The organism is Saccharothrix longispora, from assembly GCF_030852425.1.
GTDB lineage: Bacteria > Actinomycetota > Actinomycetes > Mycobacteriales > Pseudonocardiaceae > Actinosynnema > Actinosynnema longispora.
Map to the genome: position 1 here is coordinate 98,515 of NZ_NSDM01000005.1, position 25,813 is coordinate 124,327.

General features: G+C 73.4%; 23 protein-coding genes. 3 read left to right on the forward strand and 20 right to left on the reverse strand.

What is annotated here, in order from left to right; translation table 11 throughout:
- The first annotated feature begins 44 nt into the window (after positions 1 to 44).
- Positions 45 to 3,248 carry a S8 family serine peptidase gene (locus tag CKY47_RS13595; RefSeq protein ID WP_306746122.1) on the forward strand — a complete coding sequence of 1,068 codons (3,204 nt, stop codon included), beginning with the start codon at positions 45 to 47 and terminating at the stop codon, positions 3,246 to 3,248.
- Between the two features lie 98 nt (positions 3,249 to 3,346).
- On the opposite strand, the gene CKY47_RS13600 is transcribed toward CKY47_RS13595, so the two are convergent.
- The 11 genes from CKY47_RS13600 to CKY47_RS13650 all read right to left on the reverse strand — a co-directional run bounded on the left by CKY47_RS13600 (position 3,347) and on the right by CKY47_RS13650 (position 16,276).
- Complete coding sequence (locus CKY47_RS13600; protein WP_306746123.1) at positions 3,347 to 4,597, reverse strand: MFS transporter; 1,251 nt, start codon at positions 4,595 to 4,597, stop codon at positions 3,347 to 3,349.
- Between the two features lie 29 nt (positions 4,598 to 4,626).
- Entirely contained in the window at positions 4,627 to 5,874 is a 1,248-nt protein-coding gene (locus CKY47_RS13605; RefSeq protein WP_306746124.1) for an ATP-grasp domain-containing protein, read from the reverse strand.
- A 51-nt stretch (positions 5,875 to 5,925) separates the two neighbouring features.
- The gene (locus CKY47_RS13610) at positions 5,926 to 7,230 is read right to left on the reverse strand and encodes a cation:proton antiporter (protein WP_306746125.1); all 1,305 of its coding nucleotides are present in this window, start codon (positions 7,228 to 7,230) and stop codon (positions 5,926 to 5,928) included.
- Positions 7,230 to 9,041 carry an ABC transporter substrate-binding protein gene (locus tag CKY47_RS13615; RefSeq protein ID WP_306746126.1) on the reverse strand — a complete coding sequence of 604 codons (1,812 nt, stop codon included), beginning with the start codon at positions 9,039 to 9,041 and terminating at the stop codon, positions 7,230 to 7,232. Before CKY47_RS13615 ends, CKY47_RS13610 begins: the two co-directional genes overlap by 1 nt.
- Before the next feature lie 18 nt (positions 9,042 to 9,059).
- Positions 9,060 to 9,407 carry an avidin-fold protein gene (locus CKY47_RS13620; RefSeq protein WP_306746127.1) on the reverse strand — a complete coding sequence of 116 codons (348 nt, stop codon included), beginning with the start codon at positions 9,405 to 9,407 and terminating at the stop codon, positions 9,060 to 9,062.
- On the reverse strand, positions 9,404 to 10,237 hold the full coding sequence (gene ddaH / locus CKY47_RS13625; RefSeq protein ID WP_371320663.1) for a dimethylargininase: 834 nt from the start codon (positions 10,235 to 10,237) through the stop codon (positions 9,404 to 9,406). The genes CKY47_RS13620 and ddaH overlap by 4 nt, the downstream gene beginning before the upstream one ends.
- 77 nt (positions 10,238 to 10,314) lie before the next feature.
- Positions 10,315 to 11,556 carry an ATP-grasp domain-containing protein gene (locus tag CKY47_RS13630; protein WP_306746128.1) on the reverse strand — a complete coding sequence of 414 codons (1,242 nt, stop codon included), beginning with the start codon at positions 11,554 to 11,556 and terminating at the stop codon, positions 10,315 to 10,317.
- A gap of 12 nt (positions 11,557 to 11,568) precedes the next feature.
- The gene (locus CKY47_RS13635) at positions 11,569 to 13,200 is read right to left on the reverse strand and encodes a class I tRNA ligase family protein (protein ID WP_306746129.1); all 1,632 of its coding nucleotides are present in this window, start codon (positions 13,198 to 13,200) and stop codon (positions 11,569 to 11,571) included.
- A complete protein-coding gene (locus tag CKY47_RS13640) occupies positions 13,197 to 13,565 on the reverse strand; it encodes a cupin domain-containing protein (RefSeq protein ID WP_306746130.1) in 369 nt (122 codons plus the stop codon). Before CKY47_RS13640 ends, CKY47_RS13635 begins: the two co-directional genes overlap by 4 nt.
- Before the next feature lie 28 nt (positions 13,566 to 13,593).
- A complete protein-coding gene (locus CKY47_RS13645; RefSeq protein ID WP_306746131.1) occupies positions 13,594 to 14,919 on the reverse strand; it encodes a lysine N(6)-hydroxylase/L-ornithine N(5)-oxygenase family protein in 1,326 nt (441 codons plus the stop codon).
- 325 nt (positions 14,920 to 15,244) lie between these two features.
- Positions 15,245 to 16,276 (reverse strand): FAD-dependent oxidoreductase, encoded by a 1,032-nt coding sequence (locus tag CKY47_RS13650; protein ID WP_306746132.1) that lies wholly within the window; start codon positions 16,274 to 16,276, stop codon positions 15,245 to 15,247.
- Positions 16,277 to 16,821: 545 nt separating this feature from the next.
- Between CKY47_RS13650 and CKY47_RS13655 the strand changes: the two genes are divergently transcribed.
- Positions 16,822 to 17,340, forward strand: coding sequence for a hypothetical protein (locus CKY47_RS13655; RefSeq protein ID WP_306746133.1), 519 nt, complete (start codon positions 16,822 to 16,824; stop codon positions 17,338 to 17,340).
- A 118-nt stretch (positions 17,341 to 17,458) separates the two neighbouring features.
- Here CKY47_RS13655 and CKY47_RS13660 read toward each other — a convergent pair whose 3' ends face one another.
- From CKY47_RS13660 to CKY47_RS13680, 5 genes are all read right to left on the reverse strand, one after another.
- Positions 17,459 to 18,346 (reverse strand): hypothetical protein, encoded by an 888-nt coding sequence (locus CKY47_RS13660; RefSeq protein WP_306746134.1) that lies wholly within the window; start codon positions 18,344 to 18,346, stop codon positions 17,459 to 17,461.
- Entirely contained in the window at positions 18,343 to 19,674 is a 1,332-nt protein-coding gene (locus CKY47_RS13665) for a hypothetical protein (protein WP_306746135.1), read from the reverse strand. The genes CKY47_RS13660 and CKY47_RS13665 overlap by 4 nt, the downstream gene beginning before the upstream one ends.
- Positions 19,667 to 19,969: a DUF6403 family protein gene (locus CKY47_RS13670; RefSeq protein WP_306746136.1), complete on the reverse strand. Its 303-nt coding sequence runs from the start codon at positions 19,967 to 19,969 to the stop codon at positions 19,667 to 19,669. Before CKY47_RS13670 ends, CKY47_RS13665 begins: the two co-directional genes overlap by 8 nt.
- A gap of 94 nt (positions 19,970 to 20,063) precedes the next feature.
- The gene (locus CKY47_RS13675; protein ID WP_306746137.1) at positions 20,064 to 21,107 is read right to left on the reverse strand and encodes a LacI family DNA-binding transcriptional regulator; all 1,044 of its coding nucleotides are present in this window, start codon (positions 21,105 to 21,107) and stop codon (positions 20,064 to 20,066) included.
- Positions 21,108 to 21,150: 43 nt separating this feature from the next.
- Entirely contained in the window at positions 21,151 to 22,896 is a 1,746-nt protein-coding gene (locus CKY47_RS13680; RefSeq protein ID WP_306746138.1) for a glycoside hydrolase family 35 protein, read from the reverse strand.
- 239 nt (positions 22,897 to 23,135) lie between these two features.
- Between CKY47_RS13680 and CKY47_RS13685 the strand changes: the two genes are divergently transcribed.
- The gene (locus tag CKY47_RS13685; protein ID WP_306746139.1) at positions 23,136 to 23,423 is read left to right on the forward strand and encodes a hypothetical protein; all 288 of its coding nucleotides are present in this window, start codon (positions 23,136 to 23,138) and stop codon (positions 23,421 to 23,423) included.
- A 98-nt stretch (positions 23,424 to 23,521) separates the two neighbouring features.
- Here CKY47_RS13685 and CKY47_RS13690 read toward each other — a convergent pair whose 3' ends face one another.
- The 4 genes from CKY47_RS13690 to CKY47_RS13705 all read right to left on the reverse strand — a co-directional run.
- On the reverse strand, positions 23,522 to 23,731 hold the full coding sequence (locus tag CKY47_RS13690; RefSeq protein ID WP_306746140.1) for a DUF2795 domain-containing protein: 210 nt from the start codon (positions 23,729 to 23,731) through the stop codon (positions 23,522 to 23,524).
- 671 nt (positions 23,732 to 24,402) lie between these two features.
- Entirely contained in the window at positions 24,403 to 24,705 is a 303-nt protein-coding gene (locus CKY47_RS13695) for a DUF202 domain-containing protein (RefSeq protein WP_306746141.1), read from the reverse strand.
- 4 nt (positions 24,706 to 24,709) lie between these two features.
- Complete coding sequence (locus CKY47_RS13700; RefSeq protein WP_306746142.1) at positions 24,710 to 25,099, reverse strand: YidH family protein; 390 nt, start codon at positions 25,097 to 25,099, stop codon at positions 24,710 to 24,712.
- A 50-nt stretch (positions 25,100 to 25,149) separates the two neighbouring features.
- Positions 25,150 to 25,813, reverse strand: a 664-nt coding sequence (locus tag CKY47_RS13705) for a PP2C family protein-serine/threonine phosphatase (RefSeq protein WP_306746143.1), incomplete at its 5' end; no start/stop codon positions are given.

The window sequence follows — 25,813 nt, forward strand, 5'->3', positions numbered from 1 at the left end:
CCCGACCGCGCGATCCACAGCGCGCCACCGATCCGGGAGGGACTGTGTTCAGACCACGAAAGCGCGGTAGGGCCTCGACGGCCGTCGTACTGGCGGTCGGGCTCGTCGTCGCGGTGCCCGCGGGGGCAGGCGCGGAGCCGCCCGCACCCGCGGAACGCCCGGCGGCCCAGCCGCGGACCGTCACGTTGATCACCGGCGACCGGGTCGTGGTGACCGGCGAGGCGGTCGGCGCGTTCCGGCCGGGACCTGGTCGCGAGGCGATGACGTTCCACTCCGCCCACCGGGACGGGCGGTTGCACGTCGTCCCCGAGGACGCGGCGAAGGGCATCGCCGCGGGCCGGCTCGACCCGCGGTTGTTCGACGTCACCGGGCTGATCGAGGCCGGGTACGACGACGCGCGCAGCGACCACGTGCCGATCATCGTCACCGGCGCGCCCACCGGCCTGCGCGCCACCCGGGCGTTACCCGGCGCGGTGGCCGCGCAGGCGCCCAAGGCCGACGCCGGCGCCGCGTTCCGCGACCTGCTCGCCGACCCCGGCGTGACCAAGGTGTGGCTCGACGGCATGCTCCGCCCCTCCCTCGACCGCTCCACCGCGCAGATCGGCGCGCCCACCGCGTGGCGGGCGGGCCTGACCGGCCGGGGCGTGAAGGTCGCCGTGCTCGACGGCGGCGTGGACGGCCGGCACCCCGACCTGGCCGGCCGGGAGGTCGCCGAGCGCAACTTCACCGACGACCCCGACGCCACCGACCGCGACGGCCACGGCACGCACGTCGCCGCCACCATCGCGAGCGGCGACCGGGAGTACCGGGGCGTCGCGCCCGGCGCCCGCATCCTCGACGGCAAGGTGTGCTCGAACGGCGGGTGCCCCGAGTCCTGGGTCATGGCGGGGATGCGGTGGGCCGTCGACGAGGGCGCGGACATCGTCAACCTCAGCCTCGGCGGCTACGACTCCCCCGGCGTCGACCCGCTGGAGGAGGCGGTCAACCGGCTGTCCGAGGAGACCGGCGCCCTGTTCGTCGTCGCGGCCGGCAACGGCGGGCGGTCCAGGTCGATCGACTCGCCGGGCAGTGCCGACGCCGCGCTCACCGTCGGCGCGGTCCGGCACGACGACGACCTGGCGCACTTCTCCAGCCGCGGTCCCCGCAACGGCGACGGCGCGGTGAAGCCCGACATCACCGCGCCCGGCCTCAACATCGTCGCCGCCAGGGCCGCCGACGCCGTCATCGGCACCCCGGTCGGCAGGCGACACCTGGCCCTGTCCGGCACGTCGATGGCCACCCCGCACGTCGCGGGCGCGGCGGCCCTGCTCGCCCAGCAGCACCCCGACTGGACCGGCGCGCGGATCAAGGCCGCCCTCATGGCGTCCGCCGAGCCGAACCCGGACCTGGGCGTGTTCGACCAGGGCACCGGCCGGGTGGACCTGACCAGGGCGATCACCGCGACCGTCGGCGCCGATCCGGTGAGCCTCGCGTTCGCGGAGCAGCAGTGGCCGCACCACGACGACACCCCGGTGACCAGGACCGTCACCTACCGCAACAGCGGCCGGCAGCCGGTCACGTTCGACCTCACCGCCGAACTCCGCGGCCCGGACGGCCGGCCCGCGCCGGCGGGTCTGCTCACCGCGTCCCCCGCGCGGGTCACCGTGCCCGCCGGCGGCACGGCCGCCGTGGCGGTCACCGCGGACACCAGGGTCGGTTCCCTCGACGGCGTCTTCTCGGGCGTCCTCGTCGGCGGGCCGACGCGCACCCCGGTCAGCCTCGCCCGCGAGGTCGAGAGCCACGAGATCGCGGTCGCTCACCTCGACGCCGGGGGCAACCCCGCCCACGACCACACCACCGTGCTCGTGGGCATGGACAACGACGTCTTCACGTCCCTGTACGGCGTGGACGGCACCGCCACCGCGCGCGTGCCGAAGGGCGAGTACCTGGCGCGCTCGTTCGTCCGCACCGGCGACCGGGCGGCGGTGATCGCCCGGCCGAGCCTGACCGTCGACGCCGACCACACCCGGTTCACCGTCGACGCCCGGGTGGCCGCGCCGATCGAGGTCACGCCGCCCGAACCCGGCACGACCGCGGTGATCGGGGACATCAACCTCTCCCGGGTGCTCAACGGCCGGCGCGTCGTGCTCAACACGGCGTTCCTGACCGGTTTCGCGAACCTGTCGCTCGGCCACGACGGCCCGGCGCTGCCCGAGCAGGAGCTGAACACCTCGATCGGCGCCCAGTTCCAGGGCGCCCCGGTCGACGGGACGCCGGTGCACTACCGGTTCCGCTGGTTCGAGCAGGGCTCGGTGCCCACCGGGTTCACCCGCGCGCCGAGCGCGGACGACCTGGTCGAGGTGCGGACGGACTTCGCCCCCGGCCCGGCCGACCGCCTGCACCTGCACAGCGGCAGCGCCGACCCGCCGGACCGCTCGGGCGGCTGGTCGGTGCTGCTGCCCGTGCCCGCGGGCGGCGCGGTGGTGGACCGCATCACGCCGGAGCGGATGACCTGGGACTGGTCCTACCTGCGGCAGTCGCCCGACTACCGCACCGAGGCCGACTACTCCGCGTTCGACCGCACGTACGAACCCGGCCGCGACCACGAGGAGCGGTTCCTGTTCCCCGTGCTGGGACCGGGTCTGTCCGGGTACGCGGCGAACTACCTGAGCGTGCACGAGGACCGCATCACGTCCCAGGTGCCGCTGTTCAACGACCGCGACGGCAACCTGGGCCGTTCGTCCGCCCGGTCGGCACGCACCTCCCTGTACCGCGACGGCCGGCTGGTCGGCCTGATCCGGGACCAGTGGGGCGAGTTCAGCGTGGAGGCGGGCGAGGCCCGCTACCGGGTGGAGCACGACGTGGTCCGCGACCCGGCGGCGTACGAGCTGAGCACGCACGTCACCGGTGCGTGGACGTTCCGCGCGGACGTCCTGCCCGACGGCCACGGCCGCCGGTTGCCGATGTCGGTGGTCCGCTTCACCCCCGCCCTCGACGACGGGGGCGGCACCCCGGCCGGCGGCCTGCTGCGCGTGCCGCTGACCGTGGAGCAGCAGGAGGGGGCGGACAACGGCGAGGTGGGCCGGGTGCGGGTCGACGTGTCGTTCGACGACGGCAGGACCTGGCGGACGGTGCCCGTCGCCGGTGGCGCGGCCCTGGTGCGGCACCCGGACGCGGCCGGGTACGCCTCGCTGCGCGCCTCCGGTTCGGACGACGACGGCAACACGTTCGAGCACACCGTGATCCGCGCTTACCGGATCACCGGGTAGGACCCGCGCGACCGGGCGGGAGGGAGTGGCGTGCCACCGGCGACGATCACCGGACCGGCCTGCCACTCCCCTCCGCCCCGCCGCGGGCGGACGCGGGATCAGCTCTGGCCGACCGGTTCCTCCGCCTTCTCCGCGACGCGGGGCTCCTGCCGGGTGGCGAAGTACCCGATCACCGCGCCGACCAGCGACACCGCGCCGAGCACGGGCCAGACGGCGTGCCCCAGCTGGACGAACAGGAACCCGCCCACGATCGGCCCGGCGGCCGAGCCGAGCCCGAAGACGAACTGGAAGCTGCCGATGTACCGGCCCTTGAGGTGCGGGGGCGCGACCACGCCGGGGTAGGAGAACACGACCGGTCCGCCGATGATCTCGGCCAGCGTCCACAGCAGCGTGCCGATGATGATCACGGCCGGCCCCAGGGGCAGGCCGTAGGTGGCCACGCCGAGGCCGAGCAGCACGAACGTGACGGCCACGACGATCTTGGCCGGCATGTTCTGCGTCGTCTTGGTCACCAGCAGCTCGAACATGATCACCACCGCGCCGTTGAGCGCGACCGCGAACGTGTACCAGAAGATCGGCACCCCGGACTTCTGCACGTCCAGCGGCAGCGTGGACAGGTACTGCATGTAGACCACGCCGTTGATGAACACGACCAGCAGGAACGCCAGGTACCGGCGGTCGCGGAACACCTCGGCGTAGCTGCCGGTCGCGGACGCCGAGTCGGCCTCGCCGAAGCGGATGCGCTTCTCCTCCGCCTTGGACGGCAGGACCAGGTGCGCCACCACCGCGTAGGCCAGGGCGATCAGCGCCTCGCCCCAGAACAGCAGCTGGTAGCTGTCACCGCCCCAGTGGTACAGGGCCAGCCCGATCAGCGGCGCGGCGGTCGTGCCGAGGTTCATGCCGAACCGGTACATCGCGAAGATCATGACCTGGCGGTCGTCGTCGGTCAGCTCCGACAGCAGCGTCGCCGACGCCGGCCGGTAGACCTGGGAGACCGCGCCCACCGCCGCGATCGCGACGATCAGCAGCGGGTAGCTGGGCAGGTAGAGCAGTGCCGCGATGAGCGCGGCGGACCCCGCCATGCTGAGCACCGTGGAGTTGCGCGCGCCGAGCCGGTCGGCGAGCGCGCCGCCGATGAGCACGCCGATCACGCTGCCGACGCCGTACACGCCCAGCGCGGTGGCCGCTTGGCCGTCGGAGTAGCCCTTCGCGGTCAGGAACAGCACCAGGAAGATGTTGAGGAAGCCGCCGACCTTGTTGATGAAGACGCCGCCCAGCACCGCCTTCACCGCCACCGGCGACTCGACGAACGTGCTCCAGATGCCTGCTGACTTCTTTTCTGTCGCCATCACTTCACATTTCTCGGGATGCGGGGATCTCAGGCGGGCTTGACGTCGAAGGCGGTCTCGGCGGCGGCCAGCCGCTCGGCGACCTGGGCGCGGGAGTCGCCGGTGGCGACGGCGAAGGCGATGCGGCCCCACACCGTGCCCTTGGGCGGCGGCGAGACGACGGCGCCGGGCCGGGCCACCACGACGACGCGGTCCATGCCCTCGGGCAGCGCCTCCTCGGCGAACCCGAGGGAACCGATCGTGGTGTCCTCCTCGGCCACGTAGAAGAAGCGGATGCCGGCCACCCGGGCGCGCGTGGGCGTCAGGTCGACGGGCCTGCCGGTCGCCGCCGCCGCCGCGACCAGACCGGGGTCGATGCCGGTGGCGAGCAGGCCCAGGTACGGGATCAGGTCGCCGCCGAGGCGGCCGTTGACCTCGATGACCCGGGGGCCGGATTCGGTGAGCATGAACTCCGAGTGCGTGACGCCGTCGGTGAAGCCCAGCGCCTCGTGGGTCCGCTGGAGCGCCTTGAGCAGCGCGGGGTCGGCGAGCAGCGGGTCGTGGGCGTCGACGAAGTGGCCGACCTCCTCGGCGTAGGGCGGGTAGCCGACCACCTTGCGGCCGACGAACAGCGGGGTCACCTCGCCGTCGCGCACCACCGAGTCGACGCTGATCTCCTCGCCGGAGACGAACTCCTCGACCAGGACCGGCTGGTCGGTGTCGAACACGACCGGCTCGGGCCCTTCCGCGGCCAGGGTGAAGGCGAAGTTCGCCCGCAGCCCCTCCTCGTCGGTCACCTTGACCACGCCGAGGCTGGCGCCCAGGCCGCGCGGCTTGAGGATCACGGGGTAGCCGACCACGCCCGCCGCGGCCACCGCGTCGTCCACGGTCTTGACCGGGATGGACCGGGGCTGGGCCACGCCGGCGAGGTCCAGCGCCGCGCGGGTCCGGCCCTTGTCGCGCAGTCGCCACACCACGTCGGGGTCGCCGTTGCGGGCGCCGACGGCCTGCGCGACGAACGCGGCGGCGTGGATGCGCGCCTCGTCCCAGCACAGCACGCCCGCGATCGCCTCGCGTCCGGCCAGCGCGGTCGCCGCGGCGGCCATGGCCGGGCCGTCCATGGTGTTGGGCAGCACGGTCCAGCCCGCGACGTACTCCTTCTCCCACTCCGGCTCGGTGCTCAGGAACAGGTGGACGCGGTACTCGGCGGCGATCGAGCGCAGCAGGTACTCGCGGTAGGTCCGCATGCCGGTGGCGACCACCAGCAGCAACGGGCGGGTGTCCTCGGGGGTGGTCATCGTGCCGTGCCTCGTTTCCGTGTGCTCAGGGGTGTGGTTGTGGTGCGGGGGTCAGCCGCTGAACGCCCGTTCGCGCTCGCGTTCCTCGTCCGTGACCGCGATGCGCCTGACCGCGTACCGCAGGGTCGGCGGCGCCATCAGCGACGTCACCACCGCGACCAGCACGACGATCGTGTAGGTCTCGGTCGTCAGGACCCCCAGGCGCAGGCCGACCATCGCGACGATGACGCCGATGACGCCGCGCGCGTTGAGCCCGGCGCCCAGGGCCAGCCCCTCCCAGTGGCCCAGGCCGCCGACGCGGGCCCCCAGGTAGGCGCCCGCGAACTTGCCGATCACGGCGAGCAGCAGGACCAGTGCCGCCGCGCCGAGCACCGCCGGGTGCCGCAGGGCGGTGAGGTCCATGCGCAGACCGGCGGTGGCGAAGAACAGCGGCGCGAGCACGGACATCACGATCGTCCGCAGCGGTGCCAGCTTCGCCCGGTCCAGCACGCCCGACCAGCTCATCAGCAGACCGCAGGCGAACGCGCCCAGGATCGGCTCCAGGTGCAGGGCGTGGGTCCCGGCCGACGACGCGACGACCAGCACCACGACCGCGGTCACCGTCACGCCGGGCTCGACCGACCGGGAGGCGAGCCTCAGCACGAGCGTGACCACCGGCCTGCCCACCACCACCGCGACCAGGACGACCGCGACGAGGGAGCCGACCGCGAGCGCCACGCTCCCCGCGCTCAACCCGCCGGCCGCCATGCCGGCGACCACCGCCAGCAGCGACCACCCGGCGATGTCGTCCAACCCGGCCGCGGTCATGGTCAGCTGGCCGATGTCGCGGTGCATCAGGTTCATCTCCAGCAGCACCTTGGCGATCACCGGGATGGCGCTGACGCAGATCGCGACCCCGATGAACAGCGCGAACACCGGGCGGGCGGCGCCCTCACCGATCATCACGCCGGGGAGCACCATCCCCGCCCCGACCCCGAGGCCGAGTGGGAGCAGCAGGCCGCCCGCGCTCACCCCCGCCACCAGGCCGAGCCGCCGGCGGGCGAACCGGAGGTCGATGTGCGTGCCGGAGAGCCCGACGAGCAGCAGCACGCCGAGCTGCCCGACCGCGTCGAGCAGGTGCAGCTGCCCCTCGCCCACCGGGAACAGCCAGGCCGAGAAGCCCGGTGCCACGACGGCGAGCAGCGACGGGCCGAGCAGGATGCCCGCGGTGAGCTCACCCACCACCGCGGGCATCCCGAACCGCGTCGCGAGCCGGCCCAGCGCGAAGGCGACACCGAGCAGCACGGCGACCTGGAGCAGGAACACCAGCATCGGGTGTGCGCCGATGGGGCTCGGCGGCGCGGCGGCGAGGAGCATCAGCCCCGCTCCTCCACGTAGTACCAGTTCTCCGGGTTGATCATCCCGTACGGGTTGACCGGTCCGAACCCGCGCAGGGAGTCCGCGACCTCGAACAGCCGGATCGGGAAGTTCGGCGTGAAGATCACCGGGACCTGCTCGGCGATGTAGTCCTGGTACTCGTACAGCACGTCGAGGTCGTCGCTGGTGACCGTGCGGTCGATCAGCTCGTCGGCCTTCGGGTCGGTGTAGAAGCCGAAGTTGCCGCCGGCGCCGGTGGAGAACAGGATCTCGCCGGTCGGGTGGTGGTAGGCCCACCCGCCGTTCCAGCAGCACATCTCCCACAGGCACGGGGTCCGGTCCGAGGGCGTGCACGGCGCGTCCTCGGCGACCAGGACCGAGCCGTAGACCTCCTGGAGCCGCAGTTCGATGCCCGCCTCGGCGGCGGCGTCGCGGAAGCCCTCCATCACGCGGGTCAGGGCGGGGCGGCCCTCGACGTAGCGCATCAGGATGGACAGCTCCGTGCCCGCCGGGATGCCCGCCCCCGCCTCGCCGGGGCCGATGCCCGGTCGCACGCACACGGCGGGCGTCCGGCTGGTGTCCCAGCCGTTGGCCTCCAGCAGCTCCTTGGCGTGCCGCGGGTCGAACGGCAGCGGCCACGCCCCCTCGCGCTGGCGGGGCGAGACGTACTCCGTCCGCGGGTACATCGGCACCGGGCCGTTCTGCCGGTAGGCGTAGCCCTGGTAGATGTCCCGCACCGCGGTGTCCTGGTCCAGCACGCTCTGCAACGCCTGCCGGATGTAGGTCTGCGCGAACATCTTCCCGACCACGGTCGGGTTGTTGTAGTTGAGCGAGATGTACCGGATGCAGAACGCCGTCTGCGGGTACATGGTGTACTTGCCCGCCAGCGGGTTCGGTCCGCCGACGACCGGGTCGACCGCGGGTTCGGTGGCGAAGCTCAGCGGCAGGTAGCCGACCTGGATGCCGTTGTCGGCGTCGGGTCCGGCCTGGAGCATCCGGTACTGCTCCTCGTCGGAGAACGTCGGCACCTGGCGGAACTCGTCCAGGTACGGCTTGTTCGGACCGGAGTAGTGCTCGTTGGGCACGAACGTGACGACGCCTTCGAGGGTGTAGCTCTTGAGCCGCCAGGGTCCGCTGACGATGCTCCAGACCGGGCTGTCGGCCCACCTGGTGCGGTGCTCGTTGCCCTCGTCCACGATGTCGCCCTGCTGCGCCATCAGGTACTCGTAGACGGCTTCCACGTCGGCGAGGCCACCGGAGGCGTCGGCCGGTCCGGCCTCCGTGCGGTCCCACGCCCTCGGCAGGGGCGTGATGGTGCTGAGCTGGTTGTGGAGCACCCAGTGCCGGGAGTACACCCGGTCGAAGGTGAAGTACACCTCGTCCTCGGCGCGCTTGCCGTACGACGTCAGGTTGTCGGGGAAGTAGCCCGGCACGTACTCGCCGTACCGCGCGCCCTTGACCTTCATCAGGTTGACCCAGAACAGGACGTTGTCGGCGCAGATCGTCTCGCCGTTGGACCACTTCCACGGCTTGATCCTGATGGTGACGGTGAGCCCGTCCTCGCTCCACTCCGGCGGCTCGCCGATGCTCTGCGCGTAGTCGACGTCCGGGGTGCCGTCGCTGCCGAAGTAGTACAGCGTCCGGTACATCAGCGCCTGGAACTCCAGGATGTTGCGGGTGCCCATGCGCTCGGCCGGGGTGAACGGGAAGATCACCGCGGGCGGGAAGCCGGGCGCGCACGCCCAGGTGACCACGCCGCCCTTGCGCGGTTCGCCCTCGGTGGGGGCGGTGATGGTGCTGGCGGATGTCATCTCAGTGGTGTCCTCGGGTCAGCCGGTTTGCGCAACGGGGATTTCCTCGATCACGGACACGCCGCTGGACGCGTGCGCGCCGAAGCGCTGCCACACCTCGTCCAGCCGGATGCGGCCGTCGTCGAGCACGTTCGGGGTGCTGCGGCAGTGCCCGGAGATCACCTCTCCGTCGTCGAGCACCATGCAGTAGGCGAAGTCCAGCGAGCCGTCGGGCCCGGCGGTCCCGGTGAGCGCGCCGCGGCGGGCACGGCCGCCCAGGAACTCGCCCCACAGCAGGTCGCCGTCCTGGTGGTAGACCGCGACCCGGCTCTCCTCGGGCGCGCCGTCGGCGACCGGCCGGAACCTCTTGCCGTCGTAGTTGATCACTTTCGTGGCTCCCCACGGAGTTCGAGCGTGCAGCACTTGGCGCTGCCGCCGGATTTGAGCAGTTCGGAGAGGTCGACACCGATGGGGGTGAACCCCCGGTGGACCAGCTCCCGGATCAGGTGGTCGGCCTCCTGGGCGAGCAGCACGTGCTTGCCGTCGGAGACCGCGTTCAGGCCGAAGACCTCGGCGTCGTGGTCGGTGGCCAGCAGGGCGTCCGGGTACAGCTCGCCCAGCACCGCCCGGCTGCGCGCCGAGAACGCCTCGGGGTAGTACATGACCTCGTCGTCGTCGAGCACCGCGAGGGCGGTGTCGAGGTGGTAGTAGCGCGGGTCCACCAGCTCCAGCGGCACGACCTCGCGGCCGAGGTGGTCGGCCGCCTCCGCGTGCGACCGCCGGTCGGTGCGGAAACCCGTGCCCGCCAGCAGCCTGCGGCCGACCACGAGGTAGTCGCCCTCGCCCTCGTTGACGAACTCCGCCTCGCGGGTCGCATAGCCCCTGGCGCGGAACCACTCCAGGTACGCCGGGCCCTCCGGTCCGCGCTCCGGGTGGCGGAACCGCGCGGAGAGCACCCGGCCGTCCACGACCGTCGCGCCGTTGGCGGCGAACACCATGTCCGGCAGGCCGGGCAGCGGGTCGATCAGCTCCACCTGGTGCCCCAGGCCGAGGTAGAGGTTGCGCAGGCGCTCCCACTGGAGCACCGCGATCCCGTTGTCGGTCGGCTTGTCCGGCCGCATCCAGGGGTTGATGGAGTAGGTGACGTCGAAGTGGCTGGGCCGGCACATGAGAAACCGCCGGGGGCGCGCCACTCGGGCGTCGGTCTGCTGCGGCACGGGTGTCCTCTCGTGGTGGACGGTCGTCGGGCCCGGCGCCGCATGTGGCGCGACGCCGGGTGCCGGGGGGAGCGGGCCTAGCGGAAGGAGACCTGGATCTTCGAGGCGTACTCCTCCATCAGCGCGAGCGCGTCCTGTTCGGACGATCCCGTGGTGCCGAGGAAACCGACGATGGTGTTGCCGTCCGGTGGGCGCTTGACCACGTCGCCGGGTCGGGCGGTGATCTTGAGCAGGAACACCCGCTCCGACCCGCTCACCTCCGCCGGCACGTCCACCCGGTCGACCACCCCCGCCGCGGAGATCAGGCACATGGACGCGGTGTGCGTGCCGGTCGGCTGGAAGTGCCGCACGTCCGGCCGCTTCCCGGCCGCGATGTCGACGACGGCCGCGATGGGGTCGTGGTCGGCGGTGATCCTGGCGATCATGTCCAGGCCACCGCCGCCCACCCGGGCCGCGATCTCCAGCAGGTACGGCTCGCCCTCGTGGAAGCGGACCTCGGCGTGCATGGCGCTGCGCCGCAGCCCCTGCGCCAGCGCGCCCGCCTTGACCACCTCGTGCACGGTGGCCAGGTCCTCCGGGCTCATCGACGTCGGCGCGTGGTGCACGTCGTCGTCGAAGGTGCCGCCCTCGGCGGTGATCCGGTCGACCACCGAGCCGAGGTAGAGCTCGCCGTCCCACGAGACGGCCTCCATCAGGTACTCCTTGCCGTCCAGGAACGACTCGACGAGCAGCCCGTTGGGTCCGAGGTCGATGCCGTCGGCCTCGGAGTTCGCCCAGAACAGCTCCCGGATGCCCGCGGCGGCCTGCTCGTGGTGCTCGACGAGTTCGGCCTCGTCGTCGCACTTGAACACGAAGTGGCTGCCCGCGCCGAGGGTCGGCTTGATGATCACCGGGTAGCCGAACTCCCGTGCCGCCTCCTGCGCCTGCTCCAGCCCGGTGACGTAGCGGAAGCGCGGGATCGGCGCGCCCGCCGCCTCGTGCGCCTCGCGCATCAGCAGCTTGTTGCGGCTGTTGAGCGCCGCCTCGACGCCGATGCCGGGCAGGCCGAGCGCCTCGGCGATCGTCGCGACCGCCACCACCGCCGCCTCGGAGAAGGTGATGACACCGGCGAAGTCCTCGACCGCGTGCCACTCCTTGGCGGTGGCGATCATGTCGCCGATGTCCTTGGTGCCGACCAGCCGGTAGCGGTCGGCGGGCCAGAAGTCCTCGGTGCCCTCGCCGTTGAGCACGTACAGCTCGACGCCGAGCGCCTCCACCTGCTGGTAGCGCGAGTGGTAGTACTGGAGGTACTGGCGGGTTTCCACGGTCAGCAGTTTCACGGCGGTTGCCTCCTATCGGGCGCCGTCGAGCGCGGGCGAGAGCCCGGTCGGCGTGGTGGTGGAGGGCAGCGGCGGGAAGCGGAACGCGGGCACCGACTCGGCCCGTGCCGACACCAGGGCCAGGTCCACGCCCTCGGCGAGCAGCGCGTCCGCGACGTCGACCAGGATCGGCGCGGCGCACGCGAGCAGGGTGCGGGTCTCCAGCAGCAGGTCGCCGGGTGGCACCGGCGAGTGCCCGTTGCGCCTGCCGTCCACCGACCGGGCCAGCACGCGCAGCCGGCCGAGCTGGGTGATGACGGTCTCCGCCGCCCGGCCCAGGCTGAAGTTGGGCAGTTCGTAGCAGAGCCGGAAGCGTTCCACCATGGCCGCCGCGCGGTGCCTGCCGTCCTCGGTGGTGCGCAGCGGCGCCGAGGCGTCCACGCCGACCAGGGCCAGCGACACGGCTTCGGCGAGTTCGTTCCACGGCTCCACCAGCCGCCGCGTGGTGACGGCGTGCAGGGCGTCGCGGCTGAAGTTGGTGCGCTGGTACTCCGGCGCGGTCAGCGCGAGGAAGAAGCGCACCAGGTCCCGCGGCACCTCGGCGAGCAGGTCCGCGCTCCAGATCAGGTGGTTGCGGCTGGTGGAGAACTTCTCGCCGTCCAGGTCGTAGAACTCGTTGCAGACGTTGCTCTCCGGGGTGACGTACCGGTCGCCGTGGGCGAGCAGCATCACCAGGTCGACCAGGCCCCAGTGGTAGACGTTGTCGAAGCCGTGGAAGTAGACCAGCTCCGCGTCGCGCTCGGCACGCCAGTGGTGGTCGGTGTCGCCGCCGGCCTCGCCGAGCTGGTTGGCGCTCCACCACGTGCTGTACATGGCCGCGGGCATCCCCTCGATCCACGGGTAGAGGATCTGGCCGGGCGTCTCGGGGAACGGCGCCGCGATGCCCCACGTGCCGGGGAAGGTGACCGGGACGTCCGGCAGCGGCCGGGCGAGCAGTTCGCCGATCAGCTGCTTGGCGTGCGGGCGCCAGCGCGGCGTGCGGGAGGCGTAGTAGCTGGTGAGCCGGTCGCGGTACTCCTCCATCGGCAGCACGAGGATCGTCTGCTCCCGGTAGACCACGGGGTCGGTCGGGTCGATCGTGTACTTCGGGTCGACCAGCTCGTCGAAGTTGTTGGGGTGCCCGCAGTTCTCGCACGCGCCGCCGCAGCTGCCCGCCATGCACACCGGGCAGGTGCCGGAGACCAGGCCGTCGTAGAGGAACCGGCCCGCGTTCTTGGCGTAGGGCAGGCGCACGGTCCGCAGCCGGAACCGGTCCGCAGCGTGCAGGTCGGTCACGTAGTCGAGCACCGTGCGGCGGTAGCGGTCGTCGATCGGCGGCAGGCCGACCATGAGCGTGCCCATCGCCTCCAGCGACCGCTCGATCCTCGCCGTGGACGTCTCCACCAGCTCCTCGGGCGTGGTGCCCAGGCGGTGCGCGGTGGACACGACGTAGCTCTGGCTGTCGTCGGTGCAGGTCGTGTAGATCACCGGGCGGCCGTCCGCCCGCAGGTAGCGGGCGTAGACGTCGCCGGACAGGTACGGGCCGGCCATGTGGCCGACGTGCAGGTCCCCGTTCGACGTCGGCGTCGCCGCGATGACTATCGCCGGCCGGGTCCGGCCGGTCACGCGGATTCCCGGTGGCGGGCGGCGAACTTCTCGGTCATGTCGGCGTCCCACCAGATCGCGTAGAACTCGAAGTCCCCGTCGCCCCGGTTGACCACCTGGTGCCGCTCGTTCGGGGTGAAGTGGACGACGTCACCCGCCACGAACGGCGTCTCGCCGTCGTCGGTGACGATGTGGGACTCGCCGGACATGGCGACCCAGATCTCGTACTCGTGGTGGCCGTGCGCGCCGGACTCGGCTCCCGGGCGCACCACGCACCACGACCCCTCGAACGGCGCGTTCACCAGCGACCAGGGCATCAACCTCTGGGCGACCAGGCCGTTGTCCGGCTTGAGGTGCTCGCGGTCGAGCTTGCGGATCTCCATCATGGCTGTCGTTCCTCCGTGCGGAAGTGGTTCAGGCGAGGTGGGGGACGCTGGCGATCAGGTCGGCGTCCGAACGCGGACGGCTGTCCGGCTCGGACCCCGCCCGACCGGCCAGCAGGTCTTCGACGATCTCGGCCGCGCGGATGGCGAGCACGCTGATCAGCGAGTCGGCGATGCCGTGCGTGGCCTCGTTGACGCCCTGGAGGTAGACCCGGGCGGACACCGTGCCGGGCAGGGCCATCCGGTAGTTGCGCGTGACGGTGAACTCCTCGACGCCGATGGTGGCGGCCAGCGACCGGGTCAGCGCGGGCTGCTGCTTGGCGAAGCCGGTGCCGAGCATCACGACGTCGCACCGCAGCTGCTCGGGCTCCCCCGACTTGCGGTCGACCAGGGTCAGCACGACCTCGTCGCCGTCCAGCCGGGCGCCGGCCACCTCGGCCATGGGGATCATGTGCATGCGCTGGGTGCCGGTCAGCTTCTCCAGGTACATCGTCCGGTAGAGGTTCTCCAACATGGACGGTGCGAGCCCGGAGTAGTTGGTCCGGTGCATCTCCGCGAGCAGCTGCTCGCGGGCCGCCGGCTGCGCGGCGTGGAAGGTGTCCACGAACGACGGGTAGAACAGCTCGTTGGTGAACTTGCTGCTCTCGTAGCCGTTGAGCCCGATGGACCGCATCACCATGGTCACCCGGGCGTTGGGCAGGGCCTGGTGGGAGGTCCACAGCATCTCCGCCGCGCTCTGCGCGCCGCCCACGACCACGATCCGGTGCTCGGCCTCGGGGTCCAGCTCGGCGAAGCGCCCGAGGAACTCGGTGCTGTGGATGACCCGTTCCCGGGGCAGCCCGGCGAACGCCACCGGCACGTGGGGGTCGCGGCCCGCGCCGACGACGAGGTCGCGGCACCGCACGGTGCCGCCGTCGGCGAACCGCACCAGCCAGCCGACGACCTCGCCCGCCACCACGTCACCCGGCTCGACCGCGACGACCCGGCGGCCGTGCTGGACCCGCACCGCGGTCAGCGACCGGGCGACCCAGCTCAGGTAGTCGGAGATCTCCAGCCGGTAGGGGGTGAAGGTGCCGAGGTTGATGAACTCGTCCAGCCTGCCGATCGAGTGCAGGTAGTTGACGAAGGAGAACTCGCTGCGCGGGTTGCGCAGGGTCACGAGGTCCTTGAGGAAGGACACCTGGCTCTGCGACCAGGGCAGCAGCATCCCCCGCTGCCAGGCGACGTCCTCGTGCTGCTCGACGATCAGCGAGCGGGCGGCGAGGTCGGGGGCCAGTTCCTCCAGCGCCACGGCCAGCGCGAGGTTGGCGGGCCCCGCACCGATCGCCAGCAGTTCTACATCCTGGTGGTCCAACACGTTTCTCCCAGACTTGAAGGGGGTGGCGGCGCGATGGCGACACCACCGCAGGGCAGACCGGCAGAAAATCTCGACAGGAAGGGATTCGTCCGGTCCGCCGGCGGCGGGAAAATGTTCCCGCGCCAGGAAGTCGGTGACAGCCGTTTCGGCTTGCCGATGGAACGTAAATGCTCCGGCAGCCCGGCACAAGGATTTTGCGACGACCCGGGATCGGGTCGATAGGGAAAGCTTATCCGCCCGGTCACCGGTTTTTCGGGCAGCCCGAATCAGCCCGCGAGCCGGGATGACTTTCCCACGGGTAGGACGAAAAAATCCTTCAGTAAATTCAGAGGGTGTTCAGGAGGTCACTCGCCGCACTCCGACTGGCCGCGACGACGGTTTTCACCGCGCCACCGCTGCCCCCGGTGAAGGTGAACACACCGGGCCGCCCTCCCACCGGGCGGAGCCGCAGACCCCCGGGCGAGCCGTAGCAGTCGAACGAGGCCACCACGCGTTCCGGCACCGGGTCGCGGGCGGTGACGCCCAACCTGTCCCGGGCGACGTCGAGCACCCGGCCGGCCAGCGCCGGATCGGGCCGCACCGCCTCCGGCGCGACGTCCCACCGGTCACAGCCCAGGCCGAGCAGGGACGTGCCCGCGCCCCACGGCCTGCCGTACAGGCCGGTGTCGTCGTCCACGAACGAACCCAGCCCCGGCAGCGGGATGCGGTAGACGCCGTACTGGATCTGCTTGGTGCGCAACGTCCCACCGTGCTCGACGAGCCGGGGCGTCCACGCGCCGGCCGCCACGACCAGCACGTCGTAGCGCCGGTCGGCGCCGTCCGACGTCCGCACCGCCGGCCCGTCCCGCACCGAGGCGACGCCGGTCCGCACCACCTCGACGCCGTGGTCGGCGGACCAGTCCAGGGCCCTGCCCCGCAGCCGGTCCGGCGACAGGTAGCCCGCGTGGCGCTCGACCACGCCGACCGCGTCCTCCCGCACGCCCCGCAGGCCGTAGTCGCGCCGCAGGCGGGCCGCGTCGACGAGTTCCGCGGAGCCCGGCAGCCGTTCCGCCAGGGCGTGCACGGACCGCGCCGGGTCGGCGTCGTCCGACAGCACGTACAGCGAGCCGATCTCCCGGTAACCGCTCCACTCCCGCAACCGGGCGTCGGCGCGCAGCTCGGCGAGGCTCTCCGCCGCCACCGCCCCCGCGTCCGGGTCGGGCTCGAAGCCGCGCACCAGGCCACCCGACACCGCGGAGGCGTCCGCGGTCCCCTGCCCACCGGTCAGGACCTCCACCCGCAGCCGGTCGGAGGCCTCCCGCAACCGCCAGGCCAGCAGCGCCCCCGCCAGCCCCCCGCCGACCACCCCGACCCTCACCTCGGGCCACCGGTCCCGCGGGGCACCGCCGCCGAAACCCGGAGGCACATTTTCCAACCGCTCTTGAAACTCTGGGTGATCGTCCGGTCACGGTAGCCGGATAATGATCCCCAAAACACCGTTTCAAGATCAGACAAACTGCACATGCACCGCTCCCCCTCCTCGAGTAAGCAGATCGTAGGCACACCCCGAACAAAGTCAACGATCTTCCCGAACAGTCGACGACAAGCCCATCAGCAACTCTTATGGGATCCCATCGGCCGACGTGCGCACACCGGAGAAGAGGCGCGCGCGGGAAGTGGGATACACCCGGAACGAAGACGGCCCGGACGACCCGAATATCGGCCGGGCCATTCGAAGACCCGACCGGGGCACCGCGCCGACAGCCGTCCCGGTGGCGCAAACCCGGAGGAGGCTAACCTCGCGCCGGCGCGCCGAACAACGGCCAACCGGGGGGTTGGCCGACAGTGAGCGACCAATTACGGGCGCACCGGGTTTCGCGGCACGGCACACCACCCGGCCGTCCGGCCCTACGATCCCGTGTCGTGACGATGAACCTGACCCACCTGGCCGAGCTGTCCAGCGTCGACGACGACTACCGCCACTACCCCAAGGAAGTCGTCGCCCTTCCCGAGCACGACGTGGTCCTGCCCGACGCCCACCTCAAGTGGTACGAGGTGCGCAAGCCCGACGCCGTCGTCGACCCGGCCGTGCGCGCGCAGGGCGAGGAGTTCCTGCGCGCCGAGGTGGCGGCCGGCAACCTGCGGATCTCCGGCGAGCTGGGGTTCGCGATCCACCACCTCTGCGGCGAGTCGTTCCACTTCCTCATCGCCTGCACGTGGCGCTACAACAACGAGATGTGGCAGACGGTCTACTACCGGGAGACCACCGAGCACGAGCAGTTCCGCCGTCTGGAGCAGGGCACCCACATGGAGGTCATCTGCGTGTGGGAGATGGGGGCGGTCCTGCACGAACGCCAGGCGTGGACGCGCTTCCTCTACTCGGCGCGGGACGACGAGGCCAAGGCGGCGTACCTGGCCGACCGGTTCAACGGAACCGTGTAGCGGTGCCCGCCACCCGACCGGGACGCGGTTGCCCGATCGGGTGGCGGCGGTCGATCGCGCGGCGGGCCACCCCGCGCGGGCCGCGGCCGGCTCGTCGTCGAGGGGCCGCGGTCGCGCGTCACAGGGGTTTCGCGGCGCGTGCTTCCCGCCGGGCGTCGGCGAGCCGGGCGCACCGCCGGCTCAGCCGCTCCACCTGTGGCAGCAGGGTGGCCGGGTCCTGTTCCGCGGACGCCATCAGGCGGGCGTAGTCGGCGACCAGGTGCCGGTGTTCGTCGGGCGCGCGGCCGGGGTGGTCGCGGTCCAGGGCGACGATCTGCTGCGCCAGCACGGCGGACGCCGCGTTCAGGGTGGCGCGGGTGTCGGTGTCGGTGGCACGGCGCGCGCCGAGGTCCGCGACCGCCGTGCCCGCCCGGCGTGCTCCGAAGTACAGGCCCGCCGCGCCGACGACCACGCCGGCGAGCGCGGCGCCCGCGATCAGGTAGCGGGGCAGGGACGGGCTGACGACCCGCGCACCGTCGGGCACGGTGCCCGCCCGCACCAGCAGGTCGTAGTTGACGGCGACGACCTTCAGCGCCTCCAGCGGCCGGTCGGGGAACTGGTCGACGCCGCGGGCGATGGTCATCTCGGCCACGACGGCCTTGCCGAAGTTCTCGTCGTCGCGCCCCGGCAGCAGGGCGCAGCCGTAGCGGTCGTAGTCGTCGCCGTCGACGCCCTCGCGGCTGAGCACGAGCACCACGGTGCCCTCGGCGGCGCCGTCCACGGCGCGGCACGCCGAACGCAGGTCCTCCGCGCCCGGTTCCAGGAACACCACGACGAGCCTGCGGTTGCCGAGGACGCGTTCGGCGGCGGCCTCGTCGAGGTCGACGCCCGGCGCGGCGTACACCGACGAGCCCCGCACGTCGCGGGCGATGGGACCGTCGAACGCACCGCCGGTCCACGTCGCCCAGCCCGCGAGCAGCAGGCAGCCGAGGACGGCCAGGCCGAACGGGGTGGTCAGCCGCTTCACCACGCGCCTCCTCCGGTGTAGGCGCGCGGGCGGTAGTCGGGGCGGCCCAGGTGGCGGGCCACCTCGTCGAACTCGGCCTCGGCGGTGTCCAGCAGCGACCGGACGTGCGCGTCGGGCAGGTGCTCGGCGAGCGCGTCCCCCGCCGCGCGCAGGGCGCCGATGCCGCGGGTCAGGGCGGGGTCGCTCCTCCCGTCGGTCAGGCCCGACACCTCGATCGCCAGGGCGGTCAGGCGGGCGAGGCGACCCGGCGCGGCCGGCCCCGGCCGGTCGGCGCGACCGCGCGCGGACCGCGCGGACAGCACCAGGAACACCGCGACGCACGCCCCGAACAGCCACGGCAGCGCGGGCAGCGCCACCCGCAGCGGGTCGAACGGCACGTACGGCAGGGGTCGGTCGAACAGCCCCGCGTAGCGGATGTCGGTCACCCGGTCCAGCCACGCGCCGAGCACGGCGCGCTGCGGGTACGAGTACTTGCCGAGGCGTTCACCGAGCTGGCCGTAGAGGCTCGCCGCCGCCACGTCGGCGAACTGCGCCGCGTGCGGGCCGTCGTACTCGACCCAGTCGCCGTAGAGGACGACGACGGGCCGGTCCGGGAACCGGGCGGTCAGCGCCGGTCCGTAGCGCGGCACGGGGGCGCCGGCCTCCTGCCGGGGCAGCGCCGCGTACAGGGCGTCGCCGTCGGGGAACGCCGGCGACTCGGGCGCCCGCTCCAGCGTCGCGCCGGTGGCGACGTGCAGCCCGTCGGCCGCCAGGTCGGCCGCCACCGCGTCGACCTCGGCCGCCGTCGGTTCGCGCCACGTGACGGTGTCCGGGGCGTCGGGCGTCGGCTGGTCGCGGATCGCGGCGACGAGGCTGAGCAGCAGGTGGGTCACGTCGCCGGTGGCGAACTGGGCGCGCCACTCGGAGGTGCGGTCGGCGGCGGCGGCGTACCCGTCGCCGGTCACGTGGGTGCCGACGATCGTGACGGTGGCGTTCCCGACGTCGTTCACCCGGTCGCGCTCGGCTTCGTCCAGGCCGGGCGGGGCGACGAGCACGCGCACGTCGGCGTCGCCGATGGCGTCCCGCACCGCGCGCTCGTCCCAGGTGGCGATCGAGCCCGGCAGCCGCACGACCTCGTCGTCCGCCACCATGGCCGTCATCTCCTCGACCGACGGGACGGTCGCGGTGCTCAACTCCCCCGCCGAGCCCTCCTCGATGCCGGGGCGGGACGGTGACTGCCCGTAGCTGACATCGACGCTCTGCCGCTGGGCCACCAGGAACACCACCAGCAGGACGGCCGCCGCGGCCAGGAACGCCCAGCGCAGCAGGTCGCGCGTGCGCTCAGCCACCGGCGGCCTCCCGCCACAGCAGGTCGGCGCGGCGGGCGTCGGCCTCGGCGGAGGAGGCGGCGTCCGCCCCGCCGCGCTCGGCGGCGACGGTCTCGGCGCGGCTCAGCAGCCGTTCGGCCTCCTCGACCCGGACCGGCGAGGCGTCGCGGCTCACCGAGGCGGCGTCGATCGCAGCCCGCGCGGACGACCACGCCCGCCGCCGCTCCACGTCGCGGGCGCGCAGGCGGGGCACCAGCGCCGAGGCGGCCCCGGCGGCGGCGAGGACGACACCACCGAGCACCCATACCGCCCACATGCGCCGCACCACTCCAACCGATCGTCACGCCCTCGCGCGCAAGCCTGCGGGTCGGCGCGGCCCGGCGGAAGGGGTCGTTCGACCGACAAGCGGCTCACCCGGGCGGCGGCGCGGTGCTGGCGCGCACGACCAGGCGCGTGGGCACCAGGCTCGTCCCCGGCTCCACGTGCTGCTCGCGCACCTGCCGCAGCACCTGCTCCACGCACCGCCGCCCCACCTCGGTGAAGTCCTGGTGCACCGTGGTCAGGGGCGGGATGAAGGACGTCGCGTCCGGGATGTCGTCGAACCCGACCACGCTCACGTCGCCCGGGACGGTCCGGCCCCGCTCGTGGAACGCGCGCAGCAGCCCCAGCGCCATCTGGTCGTTCGCCGCGAACACCGCCGTGCACGCCGGGTCGTCGGCCAGCGCCAACCCGGTCCGGTAGCCGGACTCGGCCGACCAGTCGCCCCGGGACAGCGGGGGCACCGGACGTCCGGCCTCCGCCAGCACCCCGCGCCACGCCTCGGCCCGCCGTTCGGCGGCGAAGGACCCCTCCGGCCCCGCGACGTGCCGCACCGTGCGGTGCCCGAGGTCGAGCAGGTGCCGCACGGCCTGCCGCGCGCCGTCGCCCTGGTCGGTGTCCACGACGCTGTACCGGTCGCCGCCGTTGGAGTCCACGACCACCACCTGCACGCCGGGCGGCAGGGTGACCGTGGCCGCGTCGAGCAGGTGCACCTCCATGATGACGATCACCGCGTCGACCGCCAGCTCGCCGAGCCGGGTGAACGCGCCGAGCACGCCGTCCTGGGTGGGCACCGCGACCGGGATCAGCGTGATCGCGTAGCCCTCCTCGGCGGCGTGCTCGACGATGGCCTCCAGCGTCCGGCTGTTGCCGACCGTGGACAGCGTGAACAGGATGACGCCGATGGTGCGGAACTCGCCGTACTTCAGCGCGCGGGCCGCGCTGTTGGGCCGGTAGCCCAGCTGTCGCATGGCGTCCAGGACGTGCTGCCGGGTGGTGCCGACGACGCTCGGGTGGCCGTTGGACACGCGGGAGACCGTCTGCGCCGACACCCCGGCGAGGCGGGCGACGTCGGCCATGGACACGCCGCGCCGGCGACGGGGCGCGGCGGGGTCCTGCGGCGGGGTCCGCGTCACGCCCGCCTCCCTCCTGCCCCCGTGCGGGCGTCCACCATAGCCGTCACGACTCGGTGTGCCCCAACGACAGGCCCGCCGCGAAGCGCGCCATCGCGCGGGTCGGGGTGGCGGTTTCGAGCACGGCCAGCTCGTTGTGCCCGGCGCGGACCACGGGCGCGGGCACGTAGAGGGTCCGCTGCGGGCCGCGCGACCAGTACCGGCCGAGGGCGAAGCCGTTGAACCAGGCCATCCCCTTGCCCCAGCCGGTGGTGTCGAGGAACAGGTCGGCGGGCTCGTCGACGGCGAGGTCCGCGTGCAGCAGCACGGGTCCGGCGACCGGTCCGGGCAGCGGGGCGCCGTCGCCGACGCGGATCGCGGGCGGCGCGGCCACGTCCAGCGGCAGCACGTCCCAGCCGGTGAGCGGGCGTCCGTCGAGGGTCGCGCCGCCGACGAGCCCCTTGGCCTCGCCGAGGCGCGGGCCGTAGTTGACCCGCCCGTCGTCCTCCACCAGGACCAGCAGCTCGCCGCCGGCGGGCAGGCCGAGGGCGCGCTCGTGGTTGCCCCGCAGCAGGACGCCGACCGGCCGCCCGTCGAGGAACACCGACGCCCGGTCGCGCACCTCGCCGAAGCACAGCAGGCCGGGGCGGTCGACCGCGGTGCGCAGCAGCACCACCCGCGGCACGGGGGTCAGCTCGTCGAACACCGGCAGGTCGTCGTGCCGCTCCCACGCGCCGAACAGCGCGGGCGCGTCGAGCAGCCGCACGGGGTCGCGCAGCGCCGCGTCGAGCACCGGCGCGGGCGGCGCGGGGGGCGGCGGTTCGCCGGGTACGTCGTGGTAGCGCGCGATCACCTCGCGGAACGCGTGGTACTTGGCCGTGGGGTGCCCGGCCTCGTCGAGCGGCGCGTCGTAGTCGTAGGAGGTGACGGTGGGCTGGTAGACGCCCTTGTCGTTGGCGCCGCTGGTGGTCCCGAAGTTGGTGCCGCCGTGGAACACGTAGAGGTTGACCGACGCGCCGGCGGCGAGCAGGGCGTCCAGCTCGGCCGAGCTCTCCTCCGCCGACGTGGTGTGGTGGTGCGCGCCCCAGTGGTCGAACCAGCCGTTCCAGAACTCCGAGCACATCAGCGGGCCGGTCGGCTGGTGGCGGCGCAGGGTGGCGAGCCGTTCGGTGCTGCGCGAGCCGAACGACGCGGTCCGGTGCAGGCCGGGCAGGCCGCCGGCGGCGAGCATCTCGTCGGTGGGCTGGTCCACGGTGGTCAGCGGCACGGTGATGCCGGCCGCGCGGGTGTGCTCGACGAGCGCTTTCAGGTAGACCTCGTCGTCGCCGAACGCGCCGTACTCGTTCTCGACCTGGACGAGCAGGACGGGACCGTCGCGGTGCACCTGGTGCGGTGCGACGACGGCGTAGACGTGGTCGAGGTAGCCGCGCACGGCGTCCAGGTAGCGCGGTTCGGCGCGGCGCACGCCCACGGTCGGGTCGCGGAACAGCCACGCGGGCAGGCCGCCGCCGTCCCACTCGGCGCAGATGTACGGGCCGGGCCGCACGATCGCGTGCATGCCGGCCTCGGCGACCAGGCGGAGGAACCGGTCGAGGTCCAGGCCGCCGGACAGGTCGAACACGCCCGGTTCGGGGGCGTGCGCGTTCCACGGCACGTAGGTCTCGACGGTGTTGAGCCCCATGCGCCGGGCCTTGTCGATGCGGTCGGCCCACTGGTGGGGGTGCACGCGGAAGTAGTGCAGCGCGCCGGACAGGACGCGGAACGGCTCGCCGTCCAGCAGGAAGTCGTGCTCGCCGATGGTGAACTCAGCCACGGCCGGTCCTCGCGAGGTCGAGCGCGCTCCCCGACGGGGGCGGCAGGGTGGCGGTGATGGTCGTCCCTCGGGGTCGTGGTCGTGCGCGGTGGGCACGCGGCGATGTTTGCGCAAACATCAGAAGCAGACGCTAGCCCGCGCCCGTTCGGGTGTCCAGGGTCGGATCGTCGTCACCCCACCTGTCGACGATCACGTCGTGTGGCGGAGGCACGTCCGGCTCCTACGCGGCGCGGGGTCCGGTGAAGCGGCTGCGGTCGGACGAGGCGGAGCCCACCGTCGACCCGCGCCCGTACCGACCTGCCGGCCGTTCCCGCCCGAGGTCGCCGCCGGGTCGGCGGGGACCGGCACGCGGTGGTGTCGCTGCGCCGGCACCTGCCGTCCACCGCCGGGGCAGGCTGCCGGTCCGCGACATCACGGCCGCGCTGCGCGGTGAACCGACCAGGCCCTACTCGCACCGCGGCCTGGGCGCGGCCGCCCCGATCGGGCACCCGCGCGAGGCGTTCACCTCCGCGGGCCGCGACCGGTGACCGGCCGGCGGGACGCCGGCCTCCGGTGGACGCCGGAGAAGAGCGCGCCGCCCGTGCCGATCACCCGGCACGGGCGGCGCGGCGCGTCCGGGAGGCGGTCAGTCGTCGCGGTTCTCGTCCAGCGCGGCGGAATCGACCACCTCGTCGAAGGACCCGTACGTGCCGTCGGGCAGGGAGCGCACCGCGTGGAGGGTGTCCTCGTCGGCGTTGTTGCGCGACGCGTGGTCGGCCAACTGGTCCCTCGCCGCCGGGTAGGCGACGTCGCCGAGTGCCGTGCGCAGCCTGTCCACGGTGGTGGTCTCGCTCATCTCTCCTCTTTCCGCTGGTGACGTCGTCTGCGGTTACCCGAACAGCGGTCCCGGAAACCTACGGTAACCAGTAATGATTATCATGTGCTGCAATGCTCGCCCCCGAGCGAGGGGACGTGCGGGCCACCCGCTGATGATCGGGAGCCGGGTCGGCGCGATGGGTTCCCCGCTGCCCGGGGCGATCAACGAGACCGGGCACCGCTTCACGTTCCCCGACCCGCGACCTCCAGCACTACCTGCGCTCCGCACGCACGCCGGCCGGGACCGGTCCTACTGCAACACGGTGATCCGCCCGCGCGTCGAGGACGCGGTCGGCTCCTGCGCGGTCGAGGAGGTGTCCGACGACGTGGTGCACGACCGCGTCGGCACGCCGGTCGCTCGTGCTGATCAGCCACGACCTCGACGTCGTGGCCCGGCTCGCCGACGGGGTGGTCGTGCTCCACGAGGGACGTGTCGTCGCGCACGGTCCGGCGGCCAGGGTGCCGGGCGCGGAACCGTTCTGGCGGTCGGTGGCGGTCGAGGTGCACGACGCCCGCGACGGCGACGGGCGCACCCACGAGACCGTGCACTTCGAGTTCCCGCTGCCGGTGCCGGCCGACACGGGTGGGTGCGGGTGCGCGCGGCACGGCGTGAGCCGGGCGGGTTACCCGGACCGGGGCCGGCGGGACGCGTCACGACGCCCGGGCGAGCACCCACGCGACGCCGAGCAGCGCCACCACCGCCACCAGCGCGGCCGTCGCGAGCAGCAGCGCGGCGCCGGGATGTGCCGCGCGGTCGCACAGCACGCGCCCGCGCCGTTCCCCGGCGATCCACAGCGCGCCGGTCACCGCCAGCCCGACGCCGCCCAGCCACGGCCCGACGGGGGCGTCGACCAGGCGCACCACCACGAGCGAGCCGACCACCAGCGAGAGCCCGGTGCGCCGCCACGCCAGCGCCGTCCGCTCCGGTTGCAGGCCGGGGTCCCGGGGCGCCACCGCGTCACGCGACCAGCACGGCGACCGCGACGAGCACCGCGACGACGGCGACGCCGATCGCCAGGGGCACGGCCGGGCCGGGTGACGGGAGCGGCTCGTCGCGGCGCATCGCGCGCTCCGTGCGCGCCCACCCGAGCCAGGCGTGCAGGGCCGCGCCGAAGCCCAGCACGAGCAGCAGCAGCGAGGCCGCCAGCCGCAGGCCGGGGTGCAGCGGCAGGGCCAGGGCGTCGAGCGCGACACCGCCCGCGATCAGGGCGAGCGCGGTGCGCACCCAGGCCAGGAAGGTGCGCTCGTTGGCGAGGCTGAACCGGGGGTCGGGTTCGGCGCCGTCGCGGTAGACCCACGCGGGGAAGCGCCGGCTCGCCGGCTGGTCGTTCGGGACACGTCGTCGCACCGGTGCGCAGGTTACCCAGTGGTCGCGCCGACCGCCCGGCGCCCCGGTGGTCACCGCCTCGGTCCGGTCCAGCGGGCCAGCAGGAGGGTGGCGTCGCGCCCCGGTGCCGCCTCGGCCCGCAGCGCGTCGAGCAGCCGTCGGGTCGTCTCCGGCGGCGTGGTCGCCGCGGCGGCCTCCGCCCGGAGCAGGTCCGCGAGCCCGCGCGCGTCGTCCCCGCCGGTGAGGCCCTCGGTGCGCAGCAGGAGCCAGTCGCGCCTGGCCAGCAGCGACTCGCCGGCGACGGGGCGCCCGCCCGGCTTCCCCAGGGGGGGTCGGGCGCCGCCGGTCAGCGGGAGCGCGGCGCGGCCCGCGCGCAGCACGAGCGGCTCCGGGTGGCCCGCGTTGACGAAGCACAGCCTTCCCGTGCGCAGGTCGAGGTCCGCCAGCACGCCGGTGACGGAGGTGTCCGGCCCGAAGTGGGCGCCCAGCGCCTCGTCGACCGCCCCGGCCTGCCCCACCGGGTCGTGCCCGGCGCGGCGGGCGCGGCGGTGGGCGGCCAGCGCCGTGGCGACGGCCAGGCCCGGCTGCGGGCCGTCCGCGGTGAGGACCGCCAGGCAGGCGGAGGTCTCGGACAGGGCGTAGTCGAACGCGTCGCCGCCGTGCCCGGACGGTTCGTGCAGCGCGCTGACCCGGAACCCCCCCCCCCCCCCCCCCCCCCCCCCCCCCCCCCCCCCC